The following is a 26,250-nucleotide window of genomic DNA, read 5'->3' on the forward strand; positions in this document are numbered from 1 at the left end:
CTGAAAACGCTATAGGGAGCGGAAATAAAATAAATCAGACACATTTATTACATTTATTAAGAAAAATAAACTTAAAAATTAAATATTTATGCCTGTGCAATAAATATGTGCGTATTTTTACAATATTTACGGCAGTCTTGTTTGTATTTAATTTAATGCCTGTTAAAAATGTTTTCGCTCTTAAATTAACTAAAAACATTAAAATAGGACTGAGTCTGGGTCTGTCAAATACTACGGGGACAATTCCGTCTATAAGTTTAAATACCAGAAACTATATAAAATATATTAACAGAAAATCTAAGTGGCGGCATGAATTCAGGTTTAATTATACCTATATAGAAGCATACAGCGAACTGAGCTATTTAAGATTAGTTTTACAGGAATATTCAAAATATAAATTTAATAATTGGCTGTATTTTTTTGGAAAGGAAAGGTATGACAGAAATATATCTACCGGTTTTGAATATGTAATTAATGAAAATATAGGCGCCGGAGTTAAATATAAAATATCAGATAATTCAAATCTTTTTTTAGAATTTGGTCCTGGACTGAGGCAGGAAAAAATAATAGAAGGGCAATACTATGGAAGTATTTCATCGATGTTTGACGCTAAATATTGTTATAAAATAAATAAAAATTTAAAGTTTAAGGAAGATTTAACTGCGTATCTGGCGAATACAGGCGGAAATTCTTACACTTCTTTCAGCGAATTATCAACTAAAATAGAAAGAAATCTATACCTCGTGTTAGAGTACGAAATCAATTATCAAACTATAGTCCCCTATGGATTTAAAGCATTTAACACTATTTCAAGCGCAAATATTAAAGTAAAATTTTAGAAATAAACTGCGGAATCCTCTCTTTTTGAATCTTTTTTAATTTTTCAACTTCTTTAATTATTTTTAATTATTTTTAATTTATTTTAATCTTTTTTAACTGTTAAAACGTGTAAGGAATTTTAACGAATTTATAAATTTTTCGCCTTTTTTTAATCCTTTAATGATAGGGTAAAAATTATGATACTTTTTACCTACGATAATTTTTTGCGGTATAAAATAGCCATTACCTCCGTTAATTAAAACATAAGCCGTTTTATCTATCTTAAAAATGCTTTTAGCAGGCACTGAAAGCATTTTAACCTGCGGCGTCTTAATAGTTATTCTGCCGTACATATTCGGTTTTAAAAATCTTTTATTATTGTTAAATGCAATTATTATTTTAGTCGTATCTTTTTTGGCGGATATAAATGGGTACATTGATAAAATAAATCCTTTATGTTCTGCATGAATATCGTCAAAATGGGCACTGACCGACCTGTTCCTATGAATATATGCCGTGAATTTTTCCGGTATTTCTATAGTCATCCATAACGTGTTTAAATTTGCAATCGTTAAAAGTTTCTGTCCAACACTGAAATGGCTTCCGGAATTAATAAATTTTTTAATAAGAACTCCTCCCGCAGGAGATTTTATTATTATGTCAGTTTTGGCAGCCAGATTATTTTTAAGCAGATTAATCTGCCTTGAAGATATCCCCATCAGAACAAGTCTCGTTCTGGCGGCGTTATAGAAACTCTTGGCAATCTTTTTGCTGTAATCAAAGTGACCTATTTTAAATTCCGTGTTATCTATTTTTAAATAATTTTCATAGGCTAAAATAAAATCATTTTCGGCATCTAAAACAGTAGGCGAATAAACCTCTAAAATAGGTTGAAACGCTCTTATTTCCTCTCCGGGTCTGTCGGCATATATTTTTTCGATATAACCGCTGTATTTAAGTGAAATATTTTTTACCAAGGAAGCGGCATAGGTGAGTTTTCCGGCTAATGATAATTTTCTGGAAATGTCAATTTCTTTTGGAGATATAGTTTTAATTTTATATAATTTTCTTTCATGCCTGTTTATAATAACATACCCTTTTGCCATTTCTATATTATTAATAATTTTTTTTCTAACTATATGATGCCTATTAGAAAAAATAAATAAAATATTAATAACAACAATGACGGCAATAATTCCTATTAAAAACAGAATTATATATTTTGGTTTATTTAATTTAGAAAGTATATTCATTTTAAAAATAGAGTTTATAAAATTTATAAAATAGAATTATATATTTATTTTAAAAAAGAATTTATATTAAAGTGTTTATATTTTTGGATTATTGTTTATTTAATTTAAAATTGTATGTATAAATTAAATTCATTTTTATAAATATTATAAATATTTAATATTTTATTTTTTATAGACAATTTTTTTATAAGTTAAAGAAAGTTTTCCTATTACAGTTTTTAGAAAAGCCATTTTTTTTAAATAATCAGTTTTATATCTATACACGTTTAATTCAGATTTAACCACTTTTTTAAATGCGTCTACCATTGCAAAACTTGACGAATGGCGGACTTCAAAACTATTAGTGTATAAATCAAGCAAAAATATAGACTCTGGTAAATATAATTTTTTATTTGCTATATATAATTTATAATATTTATTTATAGAATTTAAAGAATTTTTTATATCGGATTTTATTTTTAAAAAAGTCCAATTTCTTTTATAAATGGAAGATAACAAATATTTTTTTGATTTTTTAATATCAGGTATCTGTTTTTGCGTAAAATATATAGGCAGAGATAAACCTATGCCGGCGGCTAGTGCAGGAGGATAAAAATATCTGTATCCGTAACTTAACGAAATAAAAATATTAGGATAAAAACCCTGTTCGGCGAGATTCAATGAAAGTTTTGACCGTTTATACAGATACCTTGCCGATTTTATATATGGATTATAATGATATGCTTTAATTAAAATTTTTTTGTAATTAAGTTTTGAATACAAAATATGAACCGGAAATAGCGGATGCAAATTATTTTTTATATAATTAAATTTTTTATCTGTTATGAGGGAAAGTAATAATAGGAACTTTTTTCTTCTCGCTTTAAGCGCTATTAAATCAGATTTCATATCTATCATCTCAAGCATCAGCCTTACCGGACCGGTAGCATTTGTTTTCTTAACGACATAGCTTTCTTCAACAATTTTTTTGATCATTCTTAAGAGCGAATAATCATATTTGATAATTGCTATGTCGCTATCGGTAAGAGCCAAATCGTAATACAGATATTTAGTATTTAATATAGTGAGTAAAGAAATTCCTATAAAATCATCATTTAAAGATTTGTAATGCATTTTAGCAATGCCGCTTTTTAAAAACAATTTTGTAGGAAAAGGAATTTCCTGATTTAAAGAATATGTATAATTGCTGCCTAAAATTGTGCCTATTTCAGGATTATTAAATCCGTTTGCATTATTAAATGTAAAGCCCAGTACCGGGTCAGGTAAGCTTTCATCAATTTTGATGTTTTGCCTGTATCCTTTAATTTTATTTAACGCGGAATCAATTTTTGGATTTTTCAGCGAAAATTCTATTAGTTTTTTTAATGTTATCGTGTCGGCAGTTTTATTTTTACCGTTTTTTATAACTTTCTTTAATTTTTTAATGGCTGAATCAACTTTTCTTTTTAATAAAGTATTATTAGCAATATTAATATTAGTATTGTTATTAACATTAGCATTATGATTAGAATTATGATTTAAGTTAAAAGCAGCATCAGCAGCAGCATTAGAATTTACAGAATAAAATGCAATGAATAGCAGATTGATTGCAAGAATAGAGAGAAAAAGTATGACAGGTTGTATAAAATTATATTTTTTAATAATCATATCCATAAAAACATCAGACAACATTCAACATTCATTACACAATATACTTTTTATATAATAACAGAGTATTAAACGTAAATCAAATATTGCACGTAAAACAATCAGTGAGGAATAGTTAAAATCAGCATAACTTATAACTAAGAATATCAAAAATACCAGCTTTTGTATTAAACGTAAATCAAATATTGCACTTTAAATAATGAGCATATGGATGAATTTGAAAAATTTTTTCAAAGAATTTTACAACCGCTGTTAATATTTTTCCGCAAACTCAATAAAGAAAAAAAAAATTATAAAAAACATTAATGACTTAGTCATATTGCCTATTTTTTAGGCTACTGTCAGAAATTAGCTAAATAATTAATAAAATAAAGAGATAATTTATAATTTATTATATATCGCGATAAGATAACTTAAATTAAGATAAAATAAATTAAGATAAGTTAAATAAAATAAGATAAATTAAGATAAATTTAAATAAGATAATATAAATAGCTGCTAAGCAATTTTCGGTTAATCTAAAATATTAGCTAAGCAAGCTCGTAAACTTATAATTATTTAGATAAACGCTAATCGCTTGTTTTTCTATCGTTAACTGTTTTTCTTGTACTAATGTTTATTTTATTTTATAATAGCGAGATGAATTAAGATTAGTAAGGATTAAAGATGATTAAAATTAAATAACTTTTTATCTCCTATCTTAAGAAAGGGGTCTTAAGTTATAAAAGAGATAAATAAATATAAATCAAAAACCCTGTCTAACATTATTATTGTGGCGGAAAAATTGTCGTGCCAAAAATTTTCAGAATCATACTAAAGTTTTTATAAAAATTGCGGAAAAGTAAAAATATTAGAGATAAAACTTCAGATGTGTTTATGAAACTGGAAAAAGAAATTTTTCTGCGAGATACGATAAACGGTCCGCATCGTATATTATAGACTGCAATATCAATATGAGCTTTATTTAATTAATGCCAAATATTATATTTATTATTATAGTATTATTTATTACGTCAATTTCTGTGGGTATTATCGGCAATATCATAGGAATTGGAGGAGGGATACTTCTTGTCCCGTTTTTTTTGTTTTATATGCATATGCCGCCTTTAGAAGCGAGCGGGTTAAGTCTTTTTACGATAGTAGCAAGCACATCCGGCGGGTCGCTTAAATTTATTAAGGAAAAAATAATAGATTTTAAACTTTTTCTTATGATAGTTCTTTTTGCCGTGCCTGCAGCAATCGCGGGTTCAATCTTAAGCAAATATATAAATACGGACGAATTTAAAGGAATTTTTTCTTTTATAATTATTATTATAGGTATATTTTCATTAATTGCAACAAGGATGCAAACCAAAAGAAATATACACAGCTCACATAATCATAATAATTATAATAATAGTAATGAAGAAACGGATACTTCAGATATTAACCCACGGATGCATAACGGAACGGTAAATAATGACGAAAACATCGAAACTTTAAGCGGTACGAGTAATAATATAGATTTAAGATTGCAGTCTATGATTATTTATTTTAAACACATAAGTTCTAATATAAAAAGAAAAAGAATAGACAGGACAGGCAATAGATATGATTATTATATTAAAAAGCCGATTGCAATAAATTTATTTTCCATACTGGCAGGGTTTATTTCCGGTTTTATAGGTATAGGCATCGGAGGTATTACCGGAACTTTCTTAACCGCAGTCGAACAGATTCCGCCCAGAATTGCCTTTTCTACTATAGTGTTGGCTATGATTTTTTCATCTATTGCAGGCGGATTTATACATTTAGCATATATGAAGCTTTCTTTTAAGACGATAGTATATTTAATTCCTCTAATGGTTGGCGCAGTCATAGGTTCTCAGCTTGGAGCCGCCATATCTAAATTGTTTAAATCAAGAACCCTGCGATTATATCAGGGTTGGATAATTATTGTGCTGGGATTTTTAATGTTTGTTATATCATATTTTAAATGATAAAATAACACTATAGTATTGAAATAATGAATAAAATGATAACATGGCAATAATACTAGAACATTGAAATAATAGTATAATAATAAAATGATAAAATATCAATACTATAATAAATTATAGTATTGATATTAATCCATAATATTAATATTAATCAATGATGCATTAGAAGAAAAAATATCATAATAATATATGGAGATAAAATGCAAAAAAAATTCAAGACGGCTTATGCGTTTACTTTTTTAATAATTTTTCTGTTCATAATTGCCCTTAGCTTTAATTTACATAATGCGGATGCAAAAGCGGCAACTAAACAGATTGCGCCGGTAAAAAGCAGAACTGTGTATCCTTTAACTTTTTTTAAACACAGACCGATAAAATTTGTTGAACAGTTGACCCAAAACTCAAAAAGATGGCCGATTGCTTTAAAAAGTCTGGCACTGGCAGGGCATGTTTTTGCCGAAAATCATATAAAGTACAGTATTATTATTGTAGCCTACGGTCCGGGTCTCAAGGCTTTTGTTGTAAAAGATGATAAAAAATATGGCAAAATTGTAGAAAAACTTCATAATGAAGGCATTAAAATGGTTGTATGCCATGAATCTATGAAAGATTCTCATATTACTCCGAATATGCTATTTCCTTTTGTAAAAATTTCGTATCCGGGGATAATAGCATATATTGTCAAAAAAGAAGACCAGGGTTATGCTTTTATAAAACCGTGATTATAAAATTATAAAAATAGTCGGACTGTAATAAACCGTATAATAGATTTTATAATAGACATGATAGGTTATATTATTAGCATATTTGCGTTGCCCCTCTATCATATATAGCGATGTTAAATGATTGATAAAAGTTATATTGTTAGCATATTTGCGCTGACCCTCTATCCAATAAATCGTAGACGGTCAGTTTGCAAAAATTCTATTTATACCTCATATAATATAAATATAATATAATATAATAATATAACAAAGCCGATAATGTAAAACTCCGATAAGATGAGTTAATTTGTAAGAATTCTAGTTACGTTATATAATAGTATAATTATGGAATCGAAGCCATATCTAAAAACACGCTTAACTGAACAATCTCTTAAGCGTTTTATAAGTATTTTAAGCGCACCGCGGCGTTGGATTTCTATATGGTTTTTTGCCTATGCTCTGCAAGGTGCCGTAAGTTCCGGGCTTATTCCTATCTTGACCCCTCTTATGATTGTTGCCTTAAGTCATCATCTAAGCTGGGTGGCTTATGTTATGGGCGCCTTTAATCTCGGACTTCTTACTTCGCCGCTCTGGGGCGGTTTGGCAGATAAGAAGCATTTGCACCGGCTGCTTTTTTTTGGCGGATTTATTGTTCTTATCGGAACTTTGGCAGCGCTGCCGTTTTTGCGCGGTTTACTAATCTGGTGTCTGTTGATTTTTCTTGCCGGCGCTGGTACTTCTGCAGTAGCAACGGTGGCAACGCTTTTTGTGGTAGAATTTACTCCTAAGACGGAGTGGGAACAGCGGCTCGGCTGGCTTCAGACTTTCAATGGCGCAGGTCAAGTGGCAGGTCTATTTCTTGCCGGTATTTTTGTTGTAAATTTTAAGCTTGGCATGCTCTGCTCAGCGTTCATTTTACTTCCTGCATTGTGGATTGGTGCTAAAGGGCTGCCGGTAAAAGCTCAGCATCATGATTTGCGTAATGAGATCGGTCAGAAAATGCGGCGAGATTTGGATTGGCATTTTATGGCGCAGTTTAGTCATGCGGAACTTCTCGGCGGCGATTTAATAAGATTTTCACATCATCTTTCATTTGGCGGATTCCGACAGATGAAAAAGTCTTTAAGAACTGCTTTTGGTCGCTTTCTCTTATCATGGTTTGCCGCCGCGTTTGCAGTAGCCGCTTTTTTTGCCTATTTTCCGGTAGCTATGCAGAAAGCTTATGATGTTGCTCCAGTTTTGACCTCCAGTGTGTACGGATTGACAGCCGCCGCCGCTCTTGCTCTTTACGCTTTAGGCGGGCAGCTTTCCAGCCGTGTCGGCGCAGAACATGTTTATCGGTGGTCGTTATTGACCCGTTTGCTGGGATTTGCGCTTTTGGCTTTTGGATTGTTTATGCCTGTACCGCCTATTATACCCGGTTTAATGGGCTTTGTTATGATTATATTGGCATGGCCTCTGCTTAGTATTTCCAGCACTATATTGACGGCTGATTTAGCGCCTTTCAGCGAAGGAGCGGCAATGGGTCTGTATAATGCGGCTGGAGCGATAGCCACAGTGATAGGTACTTTTCTTTCAGGACCCCTAATACAGCGGATTGGATACCCTACTTTGCCTATAATGGGTGCCGCCGGTATAGTGATTGCATTGCTTAGCGGACGCGGGTTGTTGTCTGCGCATTCCTCTCTTTCTATTTCAAAGACGGCATCTTCCGCTGATAAAATGGGACACGGCAGTCAAAAAATCAGTATGAACACGCAATAATATTCTAAATATTCTAATTTTTTGTTGCTTTATGCTCACTTGTATTGCAATTTTTACAAGTTGAGATACCCAAAATAGAATATAACCCGCAAAAGCCGGTAATTCCGGTAATAAGAGCTATTACACCTATTATAATTAGTACAATCCCGAAAACCATTGATGAACCTATTTCATACATACCTAAGGCTAACAATATCAAGCCTATAATTATTCTTATTATCCTGTCTGTAGAACTTTCATTTGTTTTCATTAAAACATCCTCTTAAAGTTAAAGTTTTTGCTTAATTTAAAATATTGCATAATCATAATAAAGCATAATATATATATTTATATATGCATATTATATAATATTCTATTCTATCATATATTTTTTAAAAATCAATATCTTTAATTTTAGCTTTAATTTTATAAAAAATTTACTTCGACAATTCACAGTGTATAATATATAATGTTATGTAAGAATATATATTATATATTTGGCAATAAAATAATATGATACAGTCTATACAACCCTTACAGCCGATAAAGCCATGCAGAGCGAAAATGCAAAAGATGTATTAAAGTCTTTTTATAAAATTCTTGCCGATTCTGCGGAAGCTATATATTTCTGCAAAGATGAGAAAGAACTGTTTTCCGATGCCGCAAAGGCGATAGTCGGCTGCGGATTATTTACTTCCGTCTGGATAGGCGCTCCAGGAAAAGATAAAGTGTTCAAATATTTCGCGGCATACGGACCAGGCAGCGAAGCGCTCAAATTTATTAAAATAGATATTTCAAATACCTCTGAAAAACAGACTCTTGCGGCAAGCACGTGGAAAGACGGCAAAGTTCATTTTAGCAATGAGCGCTTAAATGACCCTTTTTTTAAACCGCATTTAGAATTTTTGAAGAAATTTAACTGGAAATCTGCGGCAACGTTTCCTATATATAAAGATGAAAAGCTCAATGCCGTGCTTGCAGTTGTTTCAGACAGAACAGGTCTGTTTACTCCTGAAACCATTGGGCTTATTCAAAGAGTGGTAAAACTTATAGAAACTGCTCTTAATAAATTTGAGCTTCATAAAGAAAGAATTAAATTCGACTTGTACAAAAAACGCGCATTGAAAGAAATAAAATATGCGGCTTTGCACGACACTTTAACAAAACTTCCAAATTTTGAACTTTTTGAGCATAACATTAAACAGCTGCAAACTAAAGCCGCTAAATCTAAAAAGTCCCTGTGCATAGCCGTTTTAGATGTCGACAATCTTCAGATTATTAACGAAAAGTACGGCAGGCAGACAGGCGACGATATATTATTTGCAATATCAAAAAAACTTTTATTATTTGTAAAGTCCAATAATGAACGCTTTAAGGAGCATGCCGGCGAACAATCGTCTAAAGAAATTATAATTCCCGCGCCTTTTATCCCTTGTTGTCCGTCCAGATTAGGCGCCGATGAATTCGGCGTTGTTTTTCTTATTGAAAAAGAATCCGATATTGATATATTAAGATTTAGCATTGCGGAACTTCAAAAAGAGCTTTCAGCGCCGCTATACGCTCAAGACAACCTTGTACGGTTTACGATAAGCGCCGGCGTGTCCGTATGCTCCGGCTGCGCGGATAATTTGCGTTTAGAACCGGATACCCTGATAAGAATGGCTAATCAGGCTTTATATAAATCTAAATCTATGGGTAAAAATACAATTAATTTTTTTGATACGAGCGAAGAAACAGGCATTATCGCTTATTATAAAGAAACCAAAATTATAAAAGACGCTCTTGCGTCAAAAGAATTTATTCTGTATTATCAGCCCAAGGTTAATATTGCGGCAGAAATTATCACGGGTTACGAAGCTCTTATAAGACGCATAGATAAAGACGGCAATATTATATCGCCTGCCGAATTCATACCTGTCGCAGAAAAAAGCGACCTCATAGTAGATATCGGGGATTACGTTATGCAAGCCGCCATTAAGCAGCTTGAAATGTGGGTTGGAAATGGCAAAGAATGGATGATATCGGTAAATGTTTCAGCCCGTCAGCTTCAAAAACCGGATTTTCTTAAAAAACTTAAAAATGCGCTGAACAGATGCCCGAGCGTTCCCGCAGGTCTTCTTCAATTAGAAATAACGGAAACGGCTCTTCTTACGGATTTGATTTATACAAAAGAAATTATGAAGGAATGTAAAGATATAGGCGTCACATTTGCAATGGATGATTTCGGAAGCGGTTATTCATCGCTTATTTATTTTAAAGAACTTCCTTTTGAACTTGTAAAAATAGATATGGCTTTTGTCAGAAATATGCTTGAGAGTAAAGACGATATGCTTATGGTGCAGAGCATAATAAGCCTTTCCGAAATATTCAACAAAAAAGTTATAGCCGAAGGAGCAGAAACAAAGGAACAGTGTATAGTATTAAATATGCTCGGCTGCGGATATATTCAAGGCTATTATACGGGACGTCCTATTCCGGCTGAAAAAGTTATAGAATGGGCGAATAATTTCAGGCTTGAAGAAGATTTTAAAAAATGGCTGTCTATAAGGCTTGACATCGCCGATTTTTCATTAGCGCTGGCATATGCCGAGCACAGCGAATGGGTTAAAAAAATCAGAAAACTCTGCAGAGGCGAAGAGGTATCGATAGAAGGAGAAAAAATCAAAAATTATAAATTGTGCGGTCTCGGCTTATGGTATTACGGCTATGGACTTAAATATAAATATTTAGAATCTTATAAGAAAATAGAACATGAGCATATAAAACTTCACGACATCGCCTACAAAACGATGCGGCTCTGCATTGACGGCGAATATGAAAAAGCGCAGGATTTATTGAACGAGATAGAGAAAATACAGGAAAAAATTAAGATTTATATTATGGAAATAGCGTTTAAAATCGGTAAACATTCGCAATAAGTTATATAGTTTATATTTTGCCGTTGTTTTTAGTATCTCAATTTCCAAAAATTTAATTTCATTTATTTCATTTGCAATAAGTAATACAATTTATATTTTGCAGTCTTGTATGTATGCAATAAAAAAGTTAAAATTAAAATAGTTTCTAATAATATTAAGGTAAATTATTATGTTTAATTCCGGTATGTTCAGTATGTTTTTCGGTTTCGGCATTTTATGGCTTACGGGAGCTGTAGTTATTATTGTAGCTGTTATCGATATTATCAAGCAGCCCGAAATGAACGGAACTAATAAAATTATATGGCTGTTAATAGTCGTCTTATTTAATTTAATAGGAAGTCTAATATATTTTGTCGTTATAAAAAATTCAAAAGATAAAAACTTATTTAAATTCGGAAATAATAATATTCAAAATCAAAACGGGGAAAATAAGTAATAATATTTGTAAAACATATTAAAAATAAGTAATATATTTATTTTAAAAAATAAGGATATAAATGCTAACAACATTAGAAATTAAAGAAATTACAAAAAATTTGAATCAGGCGGGACAGCTATTGGTGTATTAGCCCCCAATTGACTGGAATAAAATGACACTATCTATAAAGGAGTCAATCGGAGGGTAAAAAATGGGATTAAATTTAAGAAGAAAATTTTCGGACGACGATAAGATTAAAATATTGCAGAAATGTAGATTATAACTAAAAATTGTCTTAATTTACTTCAACAATATGGGGAGGATTAGACCATTTTCATTGACTTAAAATTAACTATATTATATAAAAATAAAAAGAGGATTAGCCTGTAACAGTTACGACCTAAATCGGTGTCCAATGCGACCGAAATACACGATATAACTTAAGATAGATTTTTTAAAATTGAACTTCCGCTAAAAGCATTGTAAATAATATCACAGGCAAATGCAGGCGGGAGCGAGAAATAAATAAATCTAACACCTTTTTCTTTAATCATTAGCCAATGTATTTACTTTAAAAAGTGCAGTGTCACCAAAACGGCAAGAACTGCCATTATTAAAGTAAATCCCAGCGAAAGTCTTTTATCTAGATCATCAATTCTAGACGAAAGCCCTTTATCTAGGTCGTCAATTTTAGACGAAAGCCTTTTATCTACATCGTCAATTTTAGACGAAAGCCTTTTATCTACATCGTCAATTTTAGACGAAAGCCTTTTATCTACATCATCAATTGTTGCTGCAAGGCTATCAAAAAGCGTGTCGAACTTTGCTTCGATGCTGTTGAACCGTTCATCGAATTGCGCTCTTTGTCCGTTAAATTTTTCGGTAAAGAGTTTTTCCTGACCGTCGAACCTGCTATCAAAATATTTCTCTGGGGAAACCGAGAAACTCATATTCATATAATCTTCGCTTTTTTTAATTTCTTCCATTATAATCGCTCCTTTTTATTATAACATTCAAATTGATATTTTCAATATGGAAAATATAACTGTAAAAAATATAATATCATAACGATTGTTGAGATATTATGACGCAAATGTTGCAAACAAATTAAATTTCCGTTGCGTTGAGATTAAAAATATGTGCAAATGCAGATGGTATCAGAGAAAAAGGTATCAGACACCTTTTCCGGTTCACATTTATTAAAAAACTAAGTTTAATTTAATTTTAAATTTGCGTTGAAAAATTGTCATTATAAAATAGTTAAATTTATTCATAATGTTCATCTCTATTTTAAAATAGCCGTAAAATAAAAATCGCTACCCAGCAGATTCAGGAAGAAGTGAGAGATAAAATAAATCGGATGGCTTTTATTGATGGCTTTTATTTATAATCTTTATGCTTGACAGTAAACGAACGTTCACTGTATAATATTTTATTATTATTGCAAAAGTAAATACAGCTGAAACTATAAACACAGCTACAGATATAAATACAGGTGAAATTATAAATACAACTATAGGCATAAATATAGCTGAAACTATAAATACAACTACAAGTATAAACACGGCTGCGGATATAAACACAAACGCTATTGCAAAAAATATCAAAATGGCAATAATGATGCTAATGGCAATAACGGCAAGAATCTCAATCTTAATTTTGATGTCAACATCAATTATATTTTATATCAACTCAACGATGCCATTAACGACAATAACAACGCTAATTGCAATAACGGCAATGATATTAATGATGTCGATAATCACAATAATCAGAATAATAATATGAAAAATATAAATAAACACATTAATAATAATAAAATTAGTAATAAAACAGATGAAAAACTTAAACGCAGAGCGGGGCTTTTATTAACCTTTTTCAATGAACGCAAAAGAATGCCTTCTTATTCTGAAATGATGCCGCTTTTCTCTCTTAAATCCAAAAACGCAGTGTTTAAAATCATAAATAATCTTCAGAAAGAAGGATTTGTCGTAAAAGACGATAAAGGCCGCATTGTTTTTAATTCTGATTTTTATTCTCCGTCTTTTTTTTCTGCTAATCCGCGCGGTTCTGTTTGTATGTCTGTCAATGTATCTGCCAATGTTCCTGCTCCTGCCGATGCTATTTCTGCCGATGTCTCTGTATATTCTTCTGCTACGGCTTCTGCTTTTGCTGATGCTCTTATTTCAGAGCCTGCCTCTGCTCCTGTCTGTTTTCTTTCTTCTCCCTATTTTTCTTCTCCCGCCTTTTCCATAAAACTTTTAGGAAGAATAGAGGCAGGTTTTCCGAGTCCCGCCGAAGAAGAGCTTTTAGATATGATTTCTATAGATAAATTATTAATTAAAAATCCGGTTTCTTCTTTTCTTTTAAAAGTAACAGGGGATTCTATGACGGAAGCCGGCATCATGCAGGGCGATTACGTAGTAGTGGATAAATCCGGAACCGCGGCGGAAGGGGACATTGTTATAGCTCAGGTGGACAACGCATGGACTATGAAATATCTTTCTAAAGAAAACGGCTCTTATATTCTTCTGCCGGCAAATCCCAGATATAAACCGATAAAACCTAAAAACGAACTTGTTATAGCAGGAGTGGTAACGGGGGTCGTAAGGCAATATAAATAAAAAACTTGCAGCCGATTTTTAATATTAAATATATTAATTTTGCCTCAAAAAACAATAACAATATAATTATAATGTATAGTTATAATGCTATACAGCTATATAAATAAAAACTTAGTTTTTGGTCGGCAAAAACATTAGTTTTCGTTTTAGTTTAGCGTTTAAATTAGTTTTAAATCGGCGTTGGCATTAGTTTTAGTTTAGCATTTAAATTTGGCAGTGTATTTTAAATTAGCTTTAAGCCGGTGTCGGCGCTATTGTCGTCTATATAATATTATATGCGTTATATCTTATTTTTGCGGTAATTTAACCATAGTTTAATCAAGATAAATAAATCCAATAAAAACATATGCAAGTTTTATCCGTTCATTCATGGCCTCAGGCAATAGCCCATTTAGACGCCGACGCTTTCTTCGTATCGTGCGAACAGGCTTCCATGCCCGCGCTTAAAGGCAAATGCGTAGCCGTTGGTAAAGAACGCGGCATAATAATAGCTTTAAGCTATGAAGCCAAAGCTAAAGGCGTTAAAAGAGGCATGTTCGTATCGGATGCTAAACGAATATGCCCGGGCATAATAATACTCGATTCCAATCACGAAACTTACGGTCTTTTCTCCGTCCGTATGTTTGAGATACTGAAAAGATTTTCTCCTAAAATAGAAGAATATTCCGTAGATGAAGCCTTTATTGATTTAACCGGACTCAGAAGGCTATATTCATGCTCCTACGAAGAAATAGCCGTAAAAATTCAAAATACTATAGAACAAGAGCTTTCAATAAGCGTATCTATAGGCATAAGCATAACCAAAGTTCTTGCAAAGATAGCCTCTAAATATAAAAAGCCGCACGGAATAACGGCGATACCGGGGAATAAGATACATTTATATTTAAGCAATATATTAATAGAAGACGTATGGGGCATAGGACCCAACACGGCATCTCTTCTTAAAAAATTTGATATTAAAACAGCCCTTGATTTTGCTCTTAAAAATGAAAACTTCGTTAAAAAATATCTTTCTAAACCCTATATCCAGATATATAAAGAACTGAAAGGAGAGCCATCCATAGAGTTTATTGAAAAAATATCCCCCAAATCGATATCTAAAGCAAAAAGCTTTTATCCTCCGTCGCAAAAGCCAGAAGATTTAATCTTGCCGCATCAAACTATGCCTTTTGCCCTTTCTATATATTCCTTAACGCTGTTTCTTATTATGGCGCTTAAAGACAGATGTTTCTTGTTTTTTAAGGCTATTTCCCTTGCTTCCTGATATTCTTCGAATAGTTCTAAGGATATACGCACAGAAACGTTCTTATCTTTTTTTACCGGTTTCTTTTTTGGTTTTATCTCGTTTTTTTCTTTCTTCCTCAAGTTCCTTCTCCGCTTCTTCAAGCCCTATTTCAAAGGCTCTGTCTAATATTTCTTTTATGGTAAGCCTCAGTCCGTTTTCAGCTGCTTCTTCCTGCATCTTTTTTATCTCGCCAAATTCGTCTCTCGTAAGTTTGACTCCGATATAAACCTGTTTTTTGTCTTTTTTGTCTTTTTTTTCCGTCATTTATTCGTTGATTATTTTTTTAAATTCGTTTAACGATTGTCTTAATCCTGCGCATATTATATCGCCTACTTCCAGATTTTTGTTTTTTTCTTTTATTTTTATATATCTTTCAAAAAGTTCAGGCTCGGTATAAGATACTACTTTAACCCTGCTTAATTCGTCTTCTTTAAGCGAAAGCCCTTTTTTAATTATATCCCTCACTGAAAGCCTGATGTTGTATTCTTTTAAGGCTTTTTCTTTAAACGCAAGCGCTTTATCGTAAACGTTTTTATCTATAAATGCTCTTATCGTTATCTCGTTTTCTTTTTTTAATATCGGCATACCATATATATAAACATAATATGGTTAATTTTGTCAATACAAAAATAGATAGATGCAATATGCAGTATTGATACACTAATATATAAATGTTATTATTAATTGAATAATTTATATTATAAAAAAAGAAAAGAATTCAGTATTCTAAGGATAATTAATATGTCATAGACAACTATGAAACGGTTGCCGATTTTTTAGAAGAAAAAGCTATAGACTTAGATACTCAAGAATAGTTAGAGGATTACTATATCAGACAGATTCAATATTTAGTGAATGATTACGCCGATTATTATCTATCTGAATTAGAAGAGGATAAAAACAGCGATAATTATAAAAAATTAAAAAAGGAATTATCCGAGGCGTTAAAATTAGATTATGGTTACATGCCCGAAGCATTAATCGGCGAAATTGAGAATTTGTCTTTCAAAGAAACCGTAAATAAATACAGATAACAGAATGAATGCGATGTTATTGAAAAAATTCTTTATATTTAAAATATTTTAATAAAGATATGGCGGGAGCGATTGATATGGCTAATTTAAAAATATATAATTAAAATAATTAGGAGAGATTATGGAAAATTTTATACTAAAATTTAAAAAATACACTTTGTTACTATGCTGCTTGCCTTTGCGTTAGGTGTTCTTGCTGTTGAATTTTTTAATAAAACTTTTCAAAATGCAAATTCAAAAGAACTGGTCCATGAGCTAACTATATATGCCTTATTATCAACCGCTTTTGGAATGATTTCAATGAAAAAGATAACGAGGAATATTACATAACAGGAATAGTAGTTAGGATTAAACTTAATTATATGCCTATATATGATAATAACTCTGGGAAAATCGGTTTATTTGATGAATCATCAACAGAAAAAGTTGTTAATGCCTATATGTTTGTAAAAAAATGATAGAAACACTCATGCTTTACTCTGAAACTTTAGAAAATAACAATGAACATTCCAACTTTATGATAAATCGGACAGTTCTTCTAATTAACAATATAAATGAAATTAAGAAATTAGAGACTGATTTTAAAGAGTCAATAAAAGATGCTATAAAAGCATTAAGGGAAGAACTGTCGACAAATAGGTATATCCGAGATGAATAGTTCAAACCAAACCGCATTAGACCTTGACGGCGTGATATTCGATTACGAAAAGACCTTTTTGAAGCAAGCCGCTAGGCTTAATCTAAATATCTCAATTAAGCATCCCGAAATATACAATATGACTGAAAGATACGAAATCACGCAGGAACAGTTATCTTTAATTAACTTAAATATAGACTATTCCGATATGGATATTTTCGACGAAGTCTTAAACTTAAAGCGTTACATCATTAATATCAAATGCTTTATAACATCGTTTCCCGAAGAAATACTACATTTAAGGAAATCAAATCTATCTAAAATATTTAACAAAGATATTCCCGTATATTATGCGGGAGTTCAAGAAAAACATAGAATTATTTCGGAACTTGGAATAAAATATTTCATAGACGATTACGACGCTGTAATTCATCATATAGAGTTAAATTGTCCGGACTGCAAGGCGTATTGGCTTAACAGAGGATATAAGGATAAAACGTTACCGGAGCCGGTTAATAAGATAAATAATTTAACGGAGTTTTTTAAAATTAATTATTAACCGCAAAAAATATTACACTATTATAAATCTACTATTATAAATATTATGGACATTCAAAAAGCAATAGAAAAATATGTTAAAAAAGATTTAATGCTTATTCCGCATTTTAATATTTCAAAAAAACGAAAGTTTAACGGAGCTCAAAAATTAAATAAATCTGTTGGAATAATTAAAAAATAAATTTAAGAGGATATAAAAATGAAAATATATTATGATAAAGATGCAGATGCTGCATGCCGCATATTTAAGGCTGTCTGATAATATACCTATCGGCGTCATTAAAGTAAAAGAAGGGTTAAATATATTAAGGAGGAACAAAAAATGGATGTATCAGTAGCTATCGAGTCAAGACGCGCCTACAGATCTTTGGAAGAAACAGAAATAAATAAAGACCTTATAAAAACGCTATCTTCATTCGCGTCTTTGTCGCCGTCTTGTTTTAATCATCAGCCATGGAAATTTGTATTTGTTTATGAAAATGCTATTCTTGAAGAGCTAAAAACCGCCCTTTCCAAAGGCAATGATTGGGCACGCAGCGCATCTATGATAATAGTCGTTTTATCAAAGCAGAATGATGATTGTGTTTTGGATTATAGAAAATATTATCTTTTCGATACGGGAATTGCGTCAGCTTTCCTTATTCTTAAAGCAACTGAGCTTGGATACGTCGCCCATCCAATAGCCGGCTATAATCCTGAAATAGTTAAAAGTGTTATAAAATCGCCTGACGATATGGAAATAGTAACTCTTATAATATTTAGCAAACACAAAATGGAAATAAACCCTGTTTTGAGCGAAAAACAAAGACATGACGAAATTGAGCGGCCCGAACGTAAATCATTTGACGAATACGCTTGCTTTAACAAATACTGTTTTTTAGACAAATAAAAAAGCGTCCCTGAGGCAGCTAATTTTATATATGATATATGCTCTTTTTTTTCATAGCTATTGTGAAGCTTTATTTATTGTGAAACCATAAAGCAACATAATATAAATAATACGTGCGAATAAATATGTATTATATAGTAAATTTTTGGTGTATAATATAAACATTATGATGATAACAGTTGCCTATATATTAGTATTCGTTGCGTTTGCTTTGATTGTAAGCGATTTTTTTGTATTTTCATACGGAGTTTTAACTTCTGTCAGTGCGGTTTTGTTTGTAGTCGGAACGATCATTATTTTTATGTATTCTGCAAAAACACCGACGCTTTTTATGCATATAGTAATGCCTACATACATAGCAATTGTAATATTTATAGTTATATTTTTTATTCTTGGATATAAAGCTCAAAAAACAAGCAGAAAATCGCCTGTCGATAACATAATAAATTCTGCCGCCGATGTGGTAGAGGATATACCTGCAAACGGATTTGGACAGATAGATTTAAACGGCGAAAGGTGGGAAGCTTATGCCGATGAGCCGATTGCAAAAGGCAGAAAAGTTGTTATAATAGAAGCTCCAAATTCCTCGTCCCTCATAGATAAAGATTCTCTAAAATTAAAAGTAAAAGTTTTAAAATAATCCAAATGTATATACTATGTTAGATTACCTGATTTTAATTCTTATAAATATTAATCCTTTTTTTGGCGGTAAGTTTTTAGCTGTAGCATATATAACTGTTGCAAAACTGAATCCTTTTATTTCTATCCTGCTCGTAATAATTTCTGAAATTCTTATATGTACGCTTATATTTTACTTTGCGCAGTATCTGAGAAAATTTAATTTTTTTAAGAAAAAATTAAATAAAGTTAATAGCAAATGGGTCAAAAACGGCGCTTATATAGGTTTTTTTGCAGGACAATTTTTTGTGGGTACTTTATTTGTTTCTTTAGTTCTTGGATTAGTGGAAAACAGACGAAACGATATTTTGTTCTTTTATGTGCCTCTGATAGCGAGCACTATTTGCTATACATTGATTTATTATTATTTAAGTTCTCACGGAATAAATTTAATGAAAAATTGGTTATAATCCTATATTCATATGAAGCGCAGAATCTTAATCAATCTGCCTGATTTATTTTAACAAAGGTTTGCTTAATATCTCCGATTGTCTTATAAGGACGTATGACAGTACTGCATCTCTCACAGGGTCCTCGAAAATAGAAGGAGTAAAAACTTCAACAGCAACAAAATAGCTTGTCAGCGATAAATCTATAATCCTTATTATCGGAAGAGGATTCTGTTCTATGATATCTTTCTTAGTCAGCAAATAAACATTCAGGTCTTTCTTAAAATTTTCGAAATCTATTACCTTATCAAGTTCAAATCTGACCCTTACTAATCGTTTATTAGTATTTGCATAATTTGTTACCAGCGCCTGCATTAAAATATTATTCGGCGCTTTCATAATAAAACCGTTGTCTTCCTTAATGGTTGTGAATAAAATATTTATATCTTTAATGACGCCGGTATAACCTGGTTTAACCGCCTCATGCTGATATGTGGACATCAGAAGACCGTATTGCCAAGTTACTATTGTAATTCTGTCACCTATTTTGAACGGTTTTGCAAATAATATAGTAAATCCTGATAATAAATTTGAAAGAACGGTCTGAGATGCTATACCGAATATAACGCCTAAAAACGTAGCTCCAAGAAGAATATTTGAAATATCTATGCCTAATGAAGAAAAAATTAACAGAAACAGTGTGAAATATGCCGTAAAATTTAATATAAATTTTAAAAAACCTAATCTGTCTTCCGATATATAATTGTGAATAATTTTGACAAACAGTTCCTGAACGAGTTTTATTATTAAAATGCCGAAAATGAGCAGCAAAACAGCTTCTATTATTGAGTAAGAATGTTTTGGAAGATTTTTTGAATATATAGGTATTGCGTACAGAAGCCCCGACAAAAATAGTAACGTCGCTATAATGCCTGCAAGATAGTATGATATTTTTTTATATTTATTGTGCTTATTTTTATTATTATCGTCCGAGTTTTTATTTGCGTTCATATAGTTTTAAGTTTGGAAAGGAAGTTATACGCCCAGTCGAATATATCGTTATCAAGTATAATATTCTGCATTTTGGTAATTCTTTGTTTTTTTTCTTCCGGATTTAATTCTATCGCATATTTGATTGAATCTGCAAAGCATTCAATATTGTACGGATTGATTAAAACCGCATCATAAAGCTCTTTGGCAGAACCCGTGAATTTTGATAATACCAGCATTCCGTTGCAATCAGTATTCGACATTATAAACTCCTTTGCAACAAGATTCATTCCGTCATGCAGCGGACTTACAATCACAATAGCAGCAATTTTATAAAAATAAATATATGATTTTAAATCCAATTGCTTCAAAAATAAAACAATTGGATGCCAGTCGTCATTTTTATACTTCCAGTTTATCTGTTCAGTCAGGCTGTTTATTTCATCGTAGTATTCTTTGTATGCAGTTATATGCATTCTGGACGGAACGCCAAGCTGTAAAAAAACAAATTTCCCTATAAACTCAGGATATTTTTCTAAAAACAGGTCGATAGCCATTAATTTTTCTTTTATGCCTTTGGTATAATCAATCCTGTCAACAGAAAGAGCCAAAAATTGATAAGGCGGTTCTATAACCTCTTTTAATTCATTAAATTCTTCCGAGTTTATGTCGATATTTGTTGAAAAATCATATATAGACCTTGCATCTATACTTATCGGAAAAGGATTAATAATAGTTTTATGCCCTTTGTACGTAACGGAGTAATCAGCCCAGTTAACCTGAGCCTCAAGTTCCCATTCGCAGGCTTTAAGAAAATTCTGACAGTGGTATAAAATATGAAAACCTATTAAATCATTCGATAGTAGTCCTTCTAAAATTTCTTTTTTTTCCGGACATATTGAAAAAACTTCAGGGTTTGGCCACGGAATATGCCAGAATATAGCAATTTTTAACGACTCATCGTATTCTTTTATATATTTTGCGGCTAAGGACAGATGATAGTCTTGCAGCCAGATAACATTGTCAGCTTCATCCTGCAGATTGTTATGCAGACTGTCGTTGTTCGCTGCAATAGTCTTTATTTCTTCTATAACCGAATCGGCAAATTTTTTGTTTACGTTTTTATAAATTTCAAAATTTTTTGAATTAAATTCGGGCTGTTTGTAAACTATGTGGCTAAGCGGCCATAAAACAGAGTTTGCGTATCCGTAATAATATCCGTTTATTTCTTCCTTGCTTAAAAATAATCTTTTAAGCGAATACGATTCTTCACCCGGAGGCAGTTTAATTTTATTGTTGTTATCTATAACCGCTTTATCGGCGCTTCCGCCTCCGTAAGCAATCCATGTTCCGTTAAGGTTTCGCATTATAGGCTCTAAAGCGATAGTAAGACCGCCTACGGAACGGTTAGAAACTATTTTTTTACCTGAATATTCGTGTACGACAGGCTCCCTGTTGGAAACCGCAATCAGGTTTATATTTTTAAATTTTTCTTTAATCAGAATATTAAATTGTTTTTTTTCCATATGTAGCAATAATTATACCATTTTTTTATTATTTTTTCAATTTTAAATTATCTTAAATTAGGACAGGCTCTGCCTATTTTTCAGAAAAACTGAACAGTTGGCGAGTAAATTCAGTATCAGAAGCTCATTTATCCGTTATCCTGATTTATAATTTAATAATTTGAATATAATTTATTATTAACTATACATTATCATAAAAATTTGATATATTATAAAAAAATATAAAAATGAGTGTGATATCTAAATTAGATTATTTGAGCTAGCGATAGACACCTATTTCAAAAATTCATGTTGTATTACATAATTATAATTACATAATATAATAACGCACAATACATAATTACATTATGAAACCTGTTAATTATATTATATAAATATACATATAAAAGTATCCATTTGATTTTTGTACTTATTTTTATATTTTTTGTACTTAAATATTTTTTAAAACTTGTATAAATTGCATAAGTTATATACAATTTATATTAAAAATTATTAAAAATGTTGTAATATTATATTAAAAATTCGGAGGAGCAATTTTATGTTCGGCGGACACAACGAAGTTGAAAAAAAATGCAGGCTTATTAATGCCGCTTTTATAGGAACCAATGCGGAACTTAAAGAATTAATAAAGAAAGAGGCTAAACACGTCAAAGATAATGACTTCCTAAAAGCAATGGAAACAAGGCGCAAAATAGTTGAAATTGCAGATATAGTGGTCGGCGGTTTCAGCACGGCGGCTCAATCTAAAGTGCTGTATTCAGAATTTAATCAATCTTTAGGCGAGATATTAACAATGTCAAATACTACGTCTTCTTCTATTGAAGAGATGTCTCAGACAATAAAAGAAATCGCTTCAAATGCACAGTTTTCCGCAGGAGCGGCAAAACAGACCGTTGACCAGACGACTGAAGGTTCTAATGCTTTAAACCAGCTCTCCGAGAAGATGGGTATGGTAATGCAGGCTGTTCAAATGATGAGCGAATCAATTACAAAGTTTGTAGAAAATACCCAGAAAATAACGGGTCTTACCTCGGAAGTAAAAGATATAGCCGACCAGACTAACCTTTTGGCATTGAACGCTGCAATTGAAGCGGCTCGAGCGGGAGAGCAGGGCAGAGGTTTTGCCGTGGTAGCCGACGAGGTAAGAAAATTAGCAGAAAAATCGGCAAAAGCGGCAAAAGAAATTGAGCAGGTAACAATGGTTATAAACGACCAGTCTAACGCCGTTAAGGAAAAAGTAACAGACGGAATTAATTTTATGAACAACAGCAAAGAATCATTAGATATAGTGGAAGATGTTCTAAAAAAAGCTAACGACGAAGCTATAAAGACCTCAGACAGCATAAGCAGAATTGCAACAGCCGCTGAAGAACAATCATTCGTTTCAAAAGAAATGGCTTCCAACATTACAGCTATAACGGGAGATCTAGAAAGCGGAAGCGCAACATTTAAAAAATTATACGGTCTTATAGATGAATTATTAAACGGTTTCAAGAAGGACTTAAACGAATTTATGTTTTTTCCTTACGATACAATGCTTTTAACCCTGACTAAGGGCGACCATGTTACATGGGTTTCAAATGTTTTAGATATTTTTGTGGCTAATAATACGAAGGTAAGCCCTTCGGAATTAACCTCTCATCACGAATGCAGGCTCGGGAAATGGTATGATGGTCCGGGCAAAGAACAATACGGAGATAATCCGGCTTTTATTGCGTTAGGTCAAGTCCATCCGAAGGTTCACGAAACAGGAAAAGCAATCGTCGCTGCAATACAGAGCGGCAATAAAAGCGAAGCTAAAAAATTAGCGGAGCAGTTAGAAAAATATTCCGAAGAAGTACAGTTAAAATTAGACGATTTAATAAGAAGCGTTCAGGTAAAAGCTTAAACGCCGATAAACGTAATATCTATGCATAACATATATTTATGTATAGATTATATACATATATACATATATATACAGAAGCATATTTGAAAATATATAACAAGCGCTAGATGTATAATATGAATATTACTATAAAATATAAATATAATATAATAATGCTGTCGCAGATTTATCAATGCAATTTAGTTAATTAAAATAACAAACAGGCTGCATAGGTACGCCTATATATATGAAAAGGAAAAGGTGTCAGATTTTATTTTTTTGCATATGGAGTAGTTCAATTAACAAAGAAAATATTTGCAAAAAAATTAATCTGACACCTTTTCCGTATTAGACATATATAATGGATAAATATATGCATAGTATATACAGTATAGATAGAACTATATTATTTTTTTATTCACAGCAGCCTGTTTAGAAAATTTTAAATATCGGCAACTGCTTTTTCAATAATTTTTTTTATTTCTAAAGATTTTCTTTTCAAACTGCCATCTGTATCGGCGGCTAAACTTAGCAATGCGGCAGGGTTAACGGCATTGACTATAACATTGCCTTCTTTATCTTCATATATGCAGACATTGCAAGGAAGCAAAAGCCCTGTTTCATCGCTCATATCAAGTACATCCATAGCTATTTTAGGATTGCACATTCCTAAAATAGTGTATTTCTTGAAGTCTGCATTTATTTTTTCTTTTAAAGTTTTCTTAATGTCTATCTCTGTTATAGCGCCGAAACTGTTTGCCTTAAATGCTTCTTTGACCTTTAAAATTGCGTTGTCGAAATCTAAATTAACCGTTTTTTTAATGCCGATACTTTCAGTCATGTCAAATTCTCCTTAAATTTAATAAATTATTTTTTGTTTGATTGTAGTATATTAATATATACAGATATATATATATTAACATCAATATTTTATTTTTTCAAGCAAATTAAAAGATAGTGTCTATTTCTGTCAAATTAACGATTATTTCGTTTAAATTAATTAAATAACAGGGTGTCTGTTCATAATTAAACCTCTAAAATTAAAATTAAAATATTGCTATTTAATTGACAATATTAGTATTTAATGCTAAATTAATTTTAAAAATAACAGCATTAAATCAGTAAGACAATATTTATTATTTTTTTTGTTTATTATGGCTTTATCATTTTTTTTATTATTTATGGTTAAATATTATTATGGATAAAGAAAAAAAAATATTTTATATATTGACTTTATCAATTATAATAGAGATTTGCTTAGTATTGGTTGTATTATTTATAAGTTCTAATTTTTTGATTTATAACGATTTTAGCGTATTAAGAGAAATTAATAAATCTATTTTTATCGGTGCTAAGAATTTTATTTATATAAGTTTTATTTTAGAGTTCATCTTATTTATATCGGCAATAACCGTCGTCTGGATTATTACCAGGTATAAAAAAATATTTTTCGAAAAAAATTCCGAAGATATAGCTATGACCGACAGTTTGACCGGTTTATACAACAGGCGGTATTTCGACAGCTTTTACGAAAATATATTTGATCAGGCTTCAAGATACAGTACGATATTTTCGTTAATAATGTGCGATATTGACCATTTTAAAAAAATTAATGATACTTATGGCCATGATAAGGGCGACGTAGTGTTAAAAGAAGTAGCAAAAATTTTAAAAAATAATATTCGCAAATCCGATATAGCCGCCAGGTACGGCGGCGAAGAGTTTATGATTGTTTTGCCTCAGACCGAGTTATCTAACTGTTTAGACGTCGCAAGAAAAATCAAAACTTTAATTTCTAAAATTAATATAAAAGATACAGGAAAAATCACTATAAGTATGGGAGTAATATCTTATTCAAAAGAATTTGAAGATAAAGCAAAAGATTTTTTAAAAAAAGTTGACGAACTTTTATATGATGCTAAAAACAGAGGCAGAAATAGAATAATTTCCGTAGATGCAAACAATGAAAATATTGAAGTTTCTGAAAATCCATGGATTGACGATTAGTTTTTTAAATACCTTAATCCTGCAATAGAAAGTTATCTACTCGGAAAAGGTGTCAGATTAATTTTTTTGCAAATATTTTCTTTGTTAATTAAACTATTTCATATGCAAAAAAATAAAATCTGACACCTTTTCCTTATATTTTGCTTAACCGAGCAAAGAAATGCATAAATATTTTCTATTGCAGGATTAAAGAAATATTCTTATATTGAAAAAAACAGTTGAATAAAGTAATATATAATCTGAAATAACTATAAATAAACTAAATATAAAATAAACTATAAAATA

General features: G+C 31.2%; 25 protein-coding genes. 16 read left to right on the top strand and 9 right to left on the bottom strand.

From position 1 onward, the window contains the following. Positions 1-107 precede the first annotated feature (107 nt). The gene (locus tag EVJ46_09570) at positions 108-839 is read left to right on the top strand and encodes a DUF481 domain-containing protein (protein RZD15758.1); all 732 of its coding nucleotides are present in this window, start codon (positions 108-110) and stop codon (positions 837-839) included. Positions 840-932: 93 nt separating this feature from the next. Here the strand turns inward: EVJ46_09570 and EVJ46_09575 are convergent, their stop codons facing one another. Both EVJ46_09575 and EVJ46_09580 read right to left on the bottom strand, forming a co-directional pair. Next, positions 933-2,072, bottom strand: a complete 1,140-nt coding sequence (locus tag EVJ46_09575) for an HlyD family efflux transporter periplasmic adaptor subunit (GenBank protein ID RZD15759.1) — start codon at positions 2,070-2,072, stop codon at positions 933-935. Positions 2,073-2,234: 162 nt separating this feature from the next. Then, positions 2,235-3,743 carry a TolC family protein gene (locus EVJ46_09580; protein RZD15760.1) on the bottom strand — a complete coding sequence of 503 codons (1,509 nt, stop codon included), beginning with the start codon at positions 3,741-3,743 and terminating at the stop codon, positions 2,235-2,237. Positions 3,744-4,690: 947 nt separating this feature from the next. Here EVJ46_09580 and EVJ46_09585 point away from each other — a divergent pair. The 3 genes from EVJ46_09585 to EVJ46_09595 all read left to right on the top strand — a co-directional run bounded on the left by EVJ46_09585 (position 4,691) and on the right by EVJ46_09595 (position 8,166). Continuing rightward, complete coding sequence (locus EVJ46_09585; protein RZD15761.1) at positions 4,691-5,698, top strand: sulfite exporter TauE/SafE family protein; 1,008 nt, start codon at positions 4,691-4,693, stop codon at positions 5,696-5,698. 200 nt (positions 5,699-5,898) lie between these two features. Further along, the gene (locus EVJ46_09590) at positions 5,899-6,420 is read left to right on the top strand and encodes a hypothetical protein (protein RZD15762.1); all 522 of its coding nucleotides are present in this window, start codon (positions 5,899-5,901) and stop codon (positions 6,418-6,420) included. Positions 6,421-6,747: 327 nt separating this feature from the next. Then, positions 6,748-8,166, top strand: coding sequence for an MFS transporter (locus EVJ46_09595; protein ID RZD15763.1), 1,419 nt, complete (start codon positions 6,748-6,750; stop codon positions 8,164-8,166). A gap of 13 nt (positions 8,167-8,179) precedes the next feature. Here the strand turns inward: EVJ46_09595 and EVJ46_09600 are convergent, their stop codons facing one another. Then, the gene (locus EVJ46_09600) at positions 8,180-8,416 is read right to left on the bottom strand and encodes a DUF2892 domain-containing protein (GenBank protein ID RZD15764.1); all 237 of its coding nucleotides are present in this window, start codon (positions 8,414-8,416) and stop codon (positions 8,180-8,182) included. Positions 8,417-8,696: 280 nt separating this feature from the next. On the opposite strand from EVJ46_09600, the gene EVJ46_09605 reads away from it, so the two are divergent. After that, positions 8,697-11,063, top strand: coding sequence for an EAL domain-containing protein (locus EVJ46_09605; protein RZD15765.1), 2,367 nt, complete (start codon positions 8,697-8,699; stop codon positions 11,061-11,063). 169 nt (positions 11,064-11,232) lie between these two features. Beyond that, positions 11,233-11,499 (top strand): hypothetical protein, encoded by a 267-nt coding sequence (locus tag EVJ46_09610; GenBank protein RZD15766.1) that lies wholly within the window; start codon positions 11,233-11,235, stop codon positions 11,497-11,499. Positions 11,500-12,047: 548 nt separating this feature from the next. Here the strand turns inward: EVJ46_09610 and EVJ46_09615 are convergent. Then, positions 12,048-12,467, bottom strand: a complete 420-nt coding sequence (locus EVJ46_09615; GenBank protein RZD15767.1) for a hypothetical protein — start codon at positions 12,465-12,467, stop codon at positions 12,048-12,050. Positions 12,468-13,559: 1,092 nt separating this feature from the next. On the opposite strand from EVJ46_09615, the gene umuD reads away from it, so the two are divergent. After that, positions 13,560-14,105 (top strand): translesion error-prone DNA polymerase V autoproteolytic subunit, encoded by a 546-nt coding sequence (umuD, locus tag EVJ46_09620; protein ID RZD15768.1) that lies wholly within the window; start codon positions 13,560-13,562, stop codon positions 14,103-14,105. A gap of 346 nt (positions 14,106-14,451) precedes the next feature. Continuing rightward, positions 14,452-15,369: a hypothetical protein gene (locus EVJ46_09625; GenBank protein ID RZD15769.1), complete on the top strand. Its 918-nt coding sequence runs from the start codon at positions 14,452-14,454 to the stop codon at positions 15,367-15,369. Positions 15,370-15,411: 42 nt separating this feature from the next. Here the strand turns inward: EVJ46_09625 and EVJ46_09630 are convergent, their stop codons facing one another. Beyond that, on the bottom strand, positions 15,412-15,654 hold the full coding sequence (locus EVJ46_09630; GenBank protein ID RZD15770.1) for a hypothetical protein: 243 nt from the start codon (positions 15,652-15,654) through the stop codon (positions 15,412-15,414). Continuing rightward, positions 15,655-15,975, bottom strand: coding sequence for a hypothetical protein (locus EVJ46_09635; GenBank protein RZD15771.1), 321 nt, complete (start codon positions 15,973-15,975; stop codon positions 15,655-15,657). 266 nt (positions 15,976-16,241) lie between these two features. Between EVJ46_09635 and EVJ46_09640 the strand changes: the two genes are divergently transcribed. From EVJ46_09640 to EVJ46_09665, 6 genes are all read left to right on the top strand, one after another. Continuing rightward, complete coding sequence (locus EVJ46_09640; protein RZD15772.1) at positions 16,242-16,424, top strand: hypothetical protein; 183 nt, start codon at positions 16,242-16,244, stop codon at positions 16,422-16,424. A 454-nt stretch (positions 16,425-16,878) separates the two neighbouring features. Beyond that, positions 16,879-17,082: a hypothetical protein gene (locus EVJ46_09645; GenBank protein RZD15773.1), complete on the top strand. Its 204-nt coding sequence runs from the start codon at positions 16,879-16,881 to the stop codon at positions 17,080-17,082. Further along, on the top strand, positions 17,075-17,620 hold the full coding sequence (locus EVJ46_09650) for a hypothetical protein (GenBank protein RZD15774.1): 546 nt from the start codon (positions 17,075-17,077) through the stop codon (positions 17,618-17,620). Before EVJ46_09645 ends, EVJ46_09650 begins: the two co-directional genes overlap by 8 nt. 321 nt (positions 17,621-17,941) lie before the next feature. Beyond that, positions 17,942-18,508: a nitroreductase gene (locus tag EVJ46_09655; protein RZD15775.1), complete on the top strand. Its 567-nt coding sequence runs from the start codon at positions 17,942-17,944 to the stop codon at positions 18,506-18,508. Positions 18,509-18,674: 166 nt separating this feature from the next. Further along, entirely contained in the window at positions 18,675-19,148 is a 474-nt protein-coding gene (locus EVJ46_09660) for a hypothetical protein (GenBank protein ID RZD15776.1), read from the top strand. Positions 19,149-19,164: 16 nt separating this feature from the next. Further along, the gene (locus tag EVJ46_09665) at positions 19,165-19,596 is read left to right on the top strand and encodes a hypothetical protein (protein ID RZD15777.1); all 432 of its coding nucleotides are present in this window, start codon (positions 19,165-19,167) and stop codon (positions 19,594-19,596) included. Positions 19,597-19,641: 45 nt separating this feature from the next. On the opposite strand, the gene EVJ46_09670 is transcribed toward EVJ46_09665, so the two are convergent. Both EVJ46_09670 and EVJ46_09675 read right to left on the bottom strand, forming a co-directional pair. Further along, positions 19,642-20,586, bottom strand: a complete 945-nt coding sequence (locus tag EVJ46_09670) for a mechanosensitive ion channel family protein (GenBank protein RZD15778.1) — start codon at positions 20,584-20,586, stop codon at positions 19,642-19,644. Then, positions 20,583-22,091 (bottom strand): trehalose-6-phosphate synthase, encoded by a 1,509-nt coding sequence (locus EVJ46_09675; GenBank protein RZD15779.1) that lies wholly within the window; start codon positions 22,089-22,091, stop codon positions 20,583-20,585. Before EVJ46_09675 ends, EVJ46_09670 begins: the two co-directional genes overlap by 4 nt. 538 nt (positions 22,092-22,629) lie before the next feature. Here EVJ46_09675 and EVJ46_09680 point away from each other — a divergent pair. Beyond that, positions 22,630-23,979, top strand: coding sequence for a hypothetical protein (locus tag EVJ46_09680; GenBank protein RZD15780.1), 1,350 nt, complete (start codon positions 22,630-22,632; stop codon positions 23,977-23,979). Positions 23,980-24,400: 421 nt separating this feature from the next. Here EVJ46_09680 and EVJ46_09685 read toward each other — a convergent pair whose 3' ends face one another. Next, positions 24,401-24,799 carry a DUF302 domain-containing protein gene (locus EVJ46_09685; GenBank protein ID RZD15781.1) on the bottom strand — a complete coding sequence of 133 codons (399 nt, stop codon included), beginning with the start codon at positions 24,797-24,799 and terminating at the stop codon, positions 24,401-24,403. Between the two features lie 356 nt (positions 24,800-25,155). Here EVJ46_09685 and EVJ46_09690 point away from each other — a divergent pair, with 356 nt between their 5' ends. Further along, positions 25,156-25,965, top strand: a complete 810-nt coding sequence (locus EVJ46_09690) for a GGDEF domain-containing protein (GenBank protein RZD15782.1) — start codon at positions 25,156-25,158, stop codon at positions 25,963-25,965. Positions 25,966-26,250: the final 285 nt, after the last annotated feature.

The sequence above is a fragment of the Candidatus Acididesulfobacter guangdongensis genome (genome assembly GCA_004195045.1).
Taxonomy (GTDB): Bacteria; SZUA-79; SZUA-79; order Acidulodesulfobacterales; family Acidulodesulfobacteraceae; genus Acididesulfobacter; species Acididesulfobacter guangdongensis.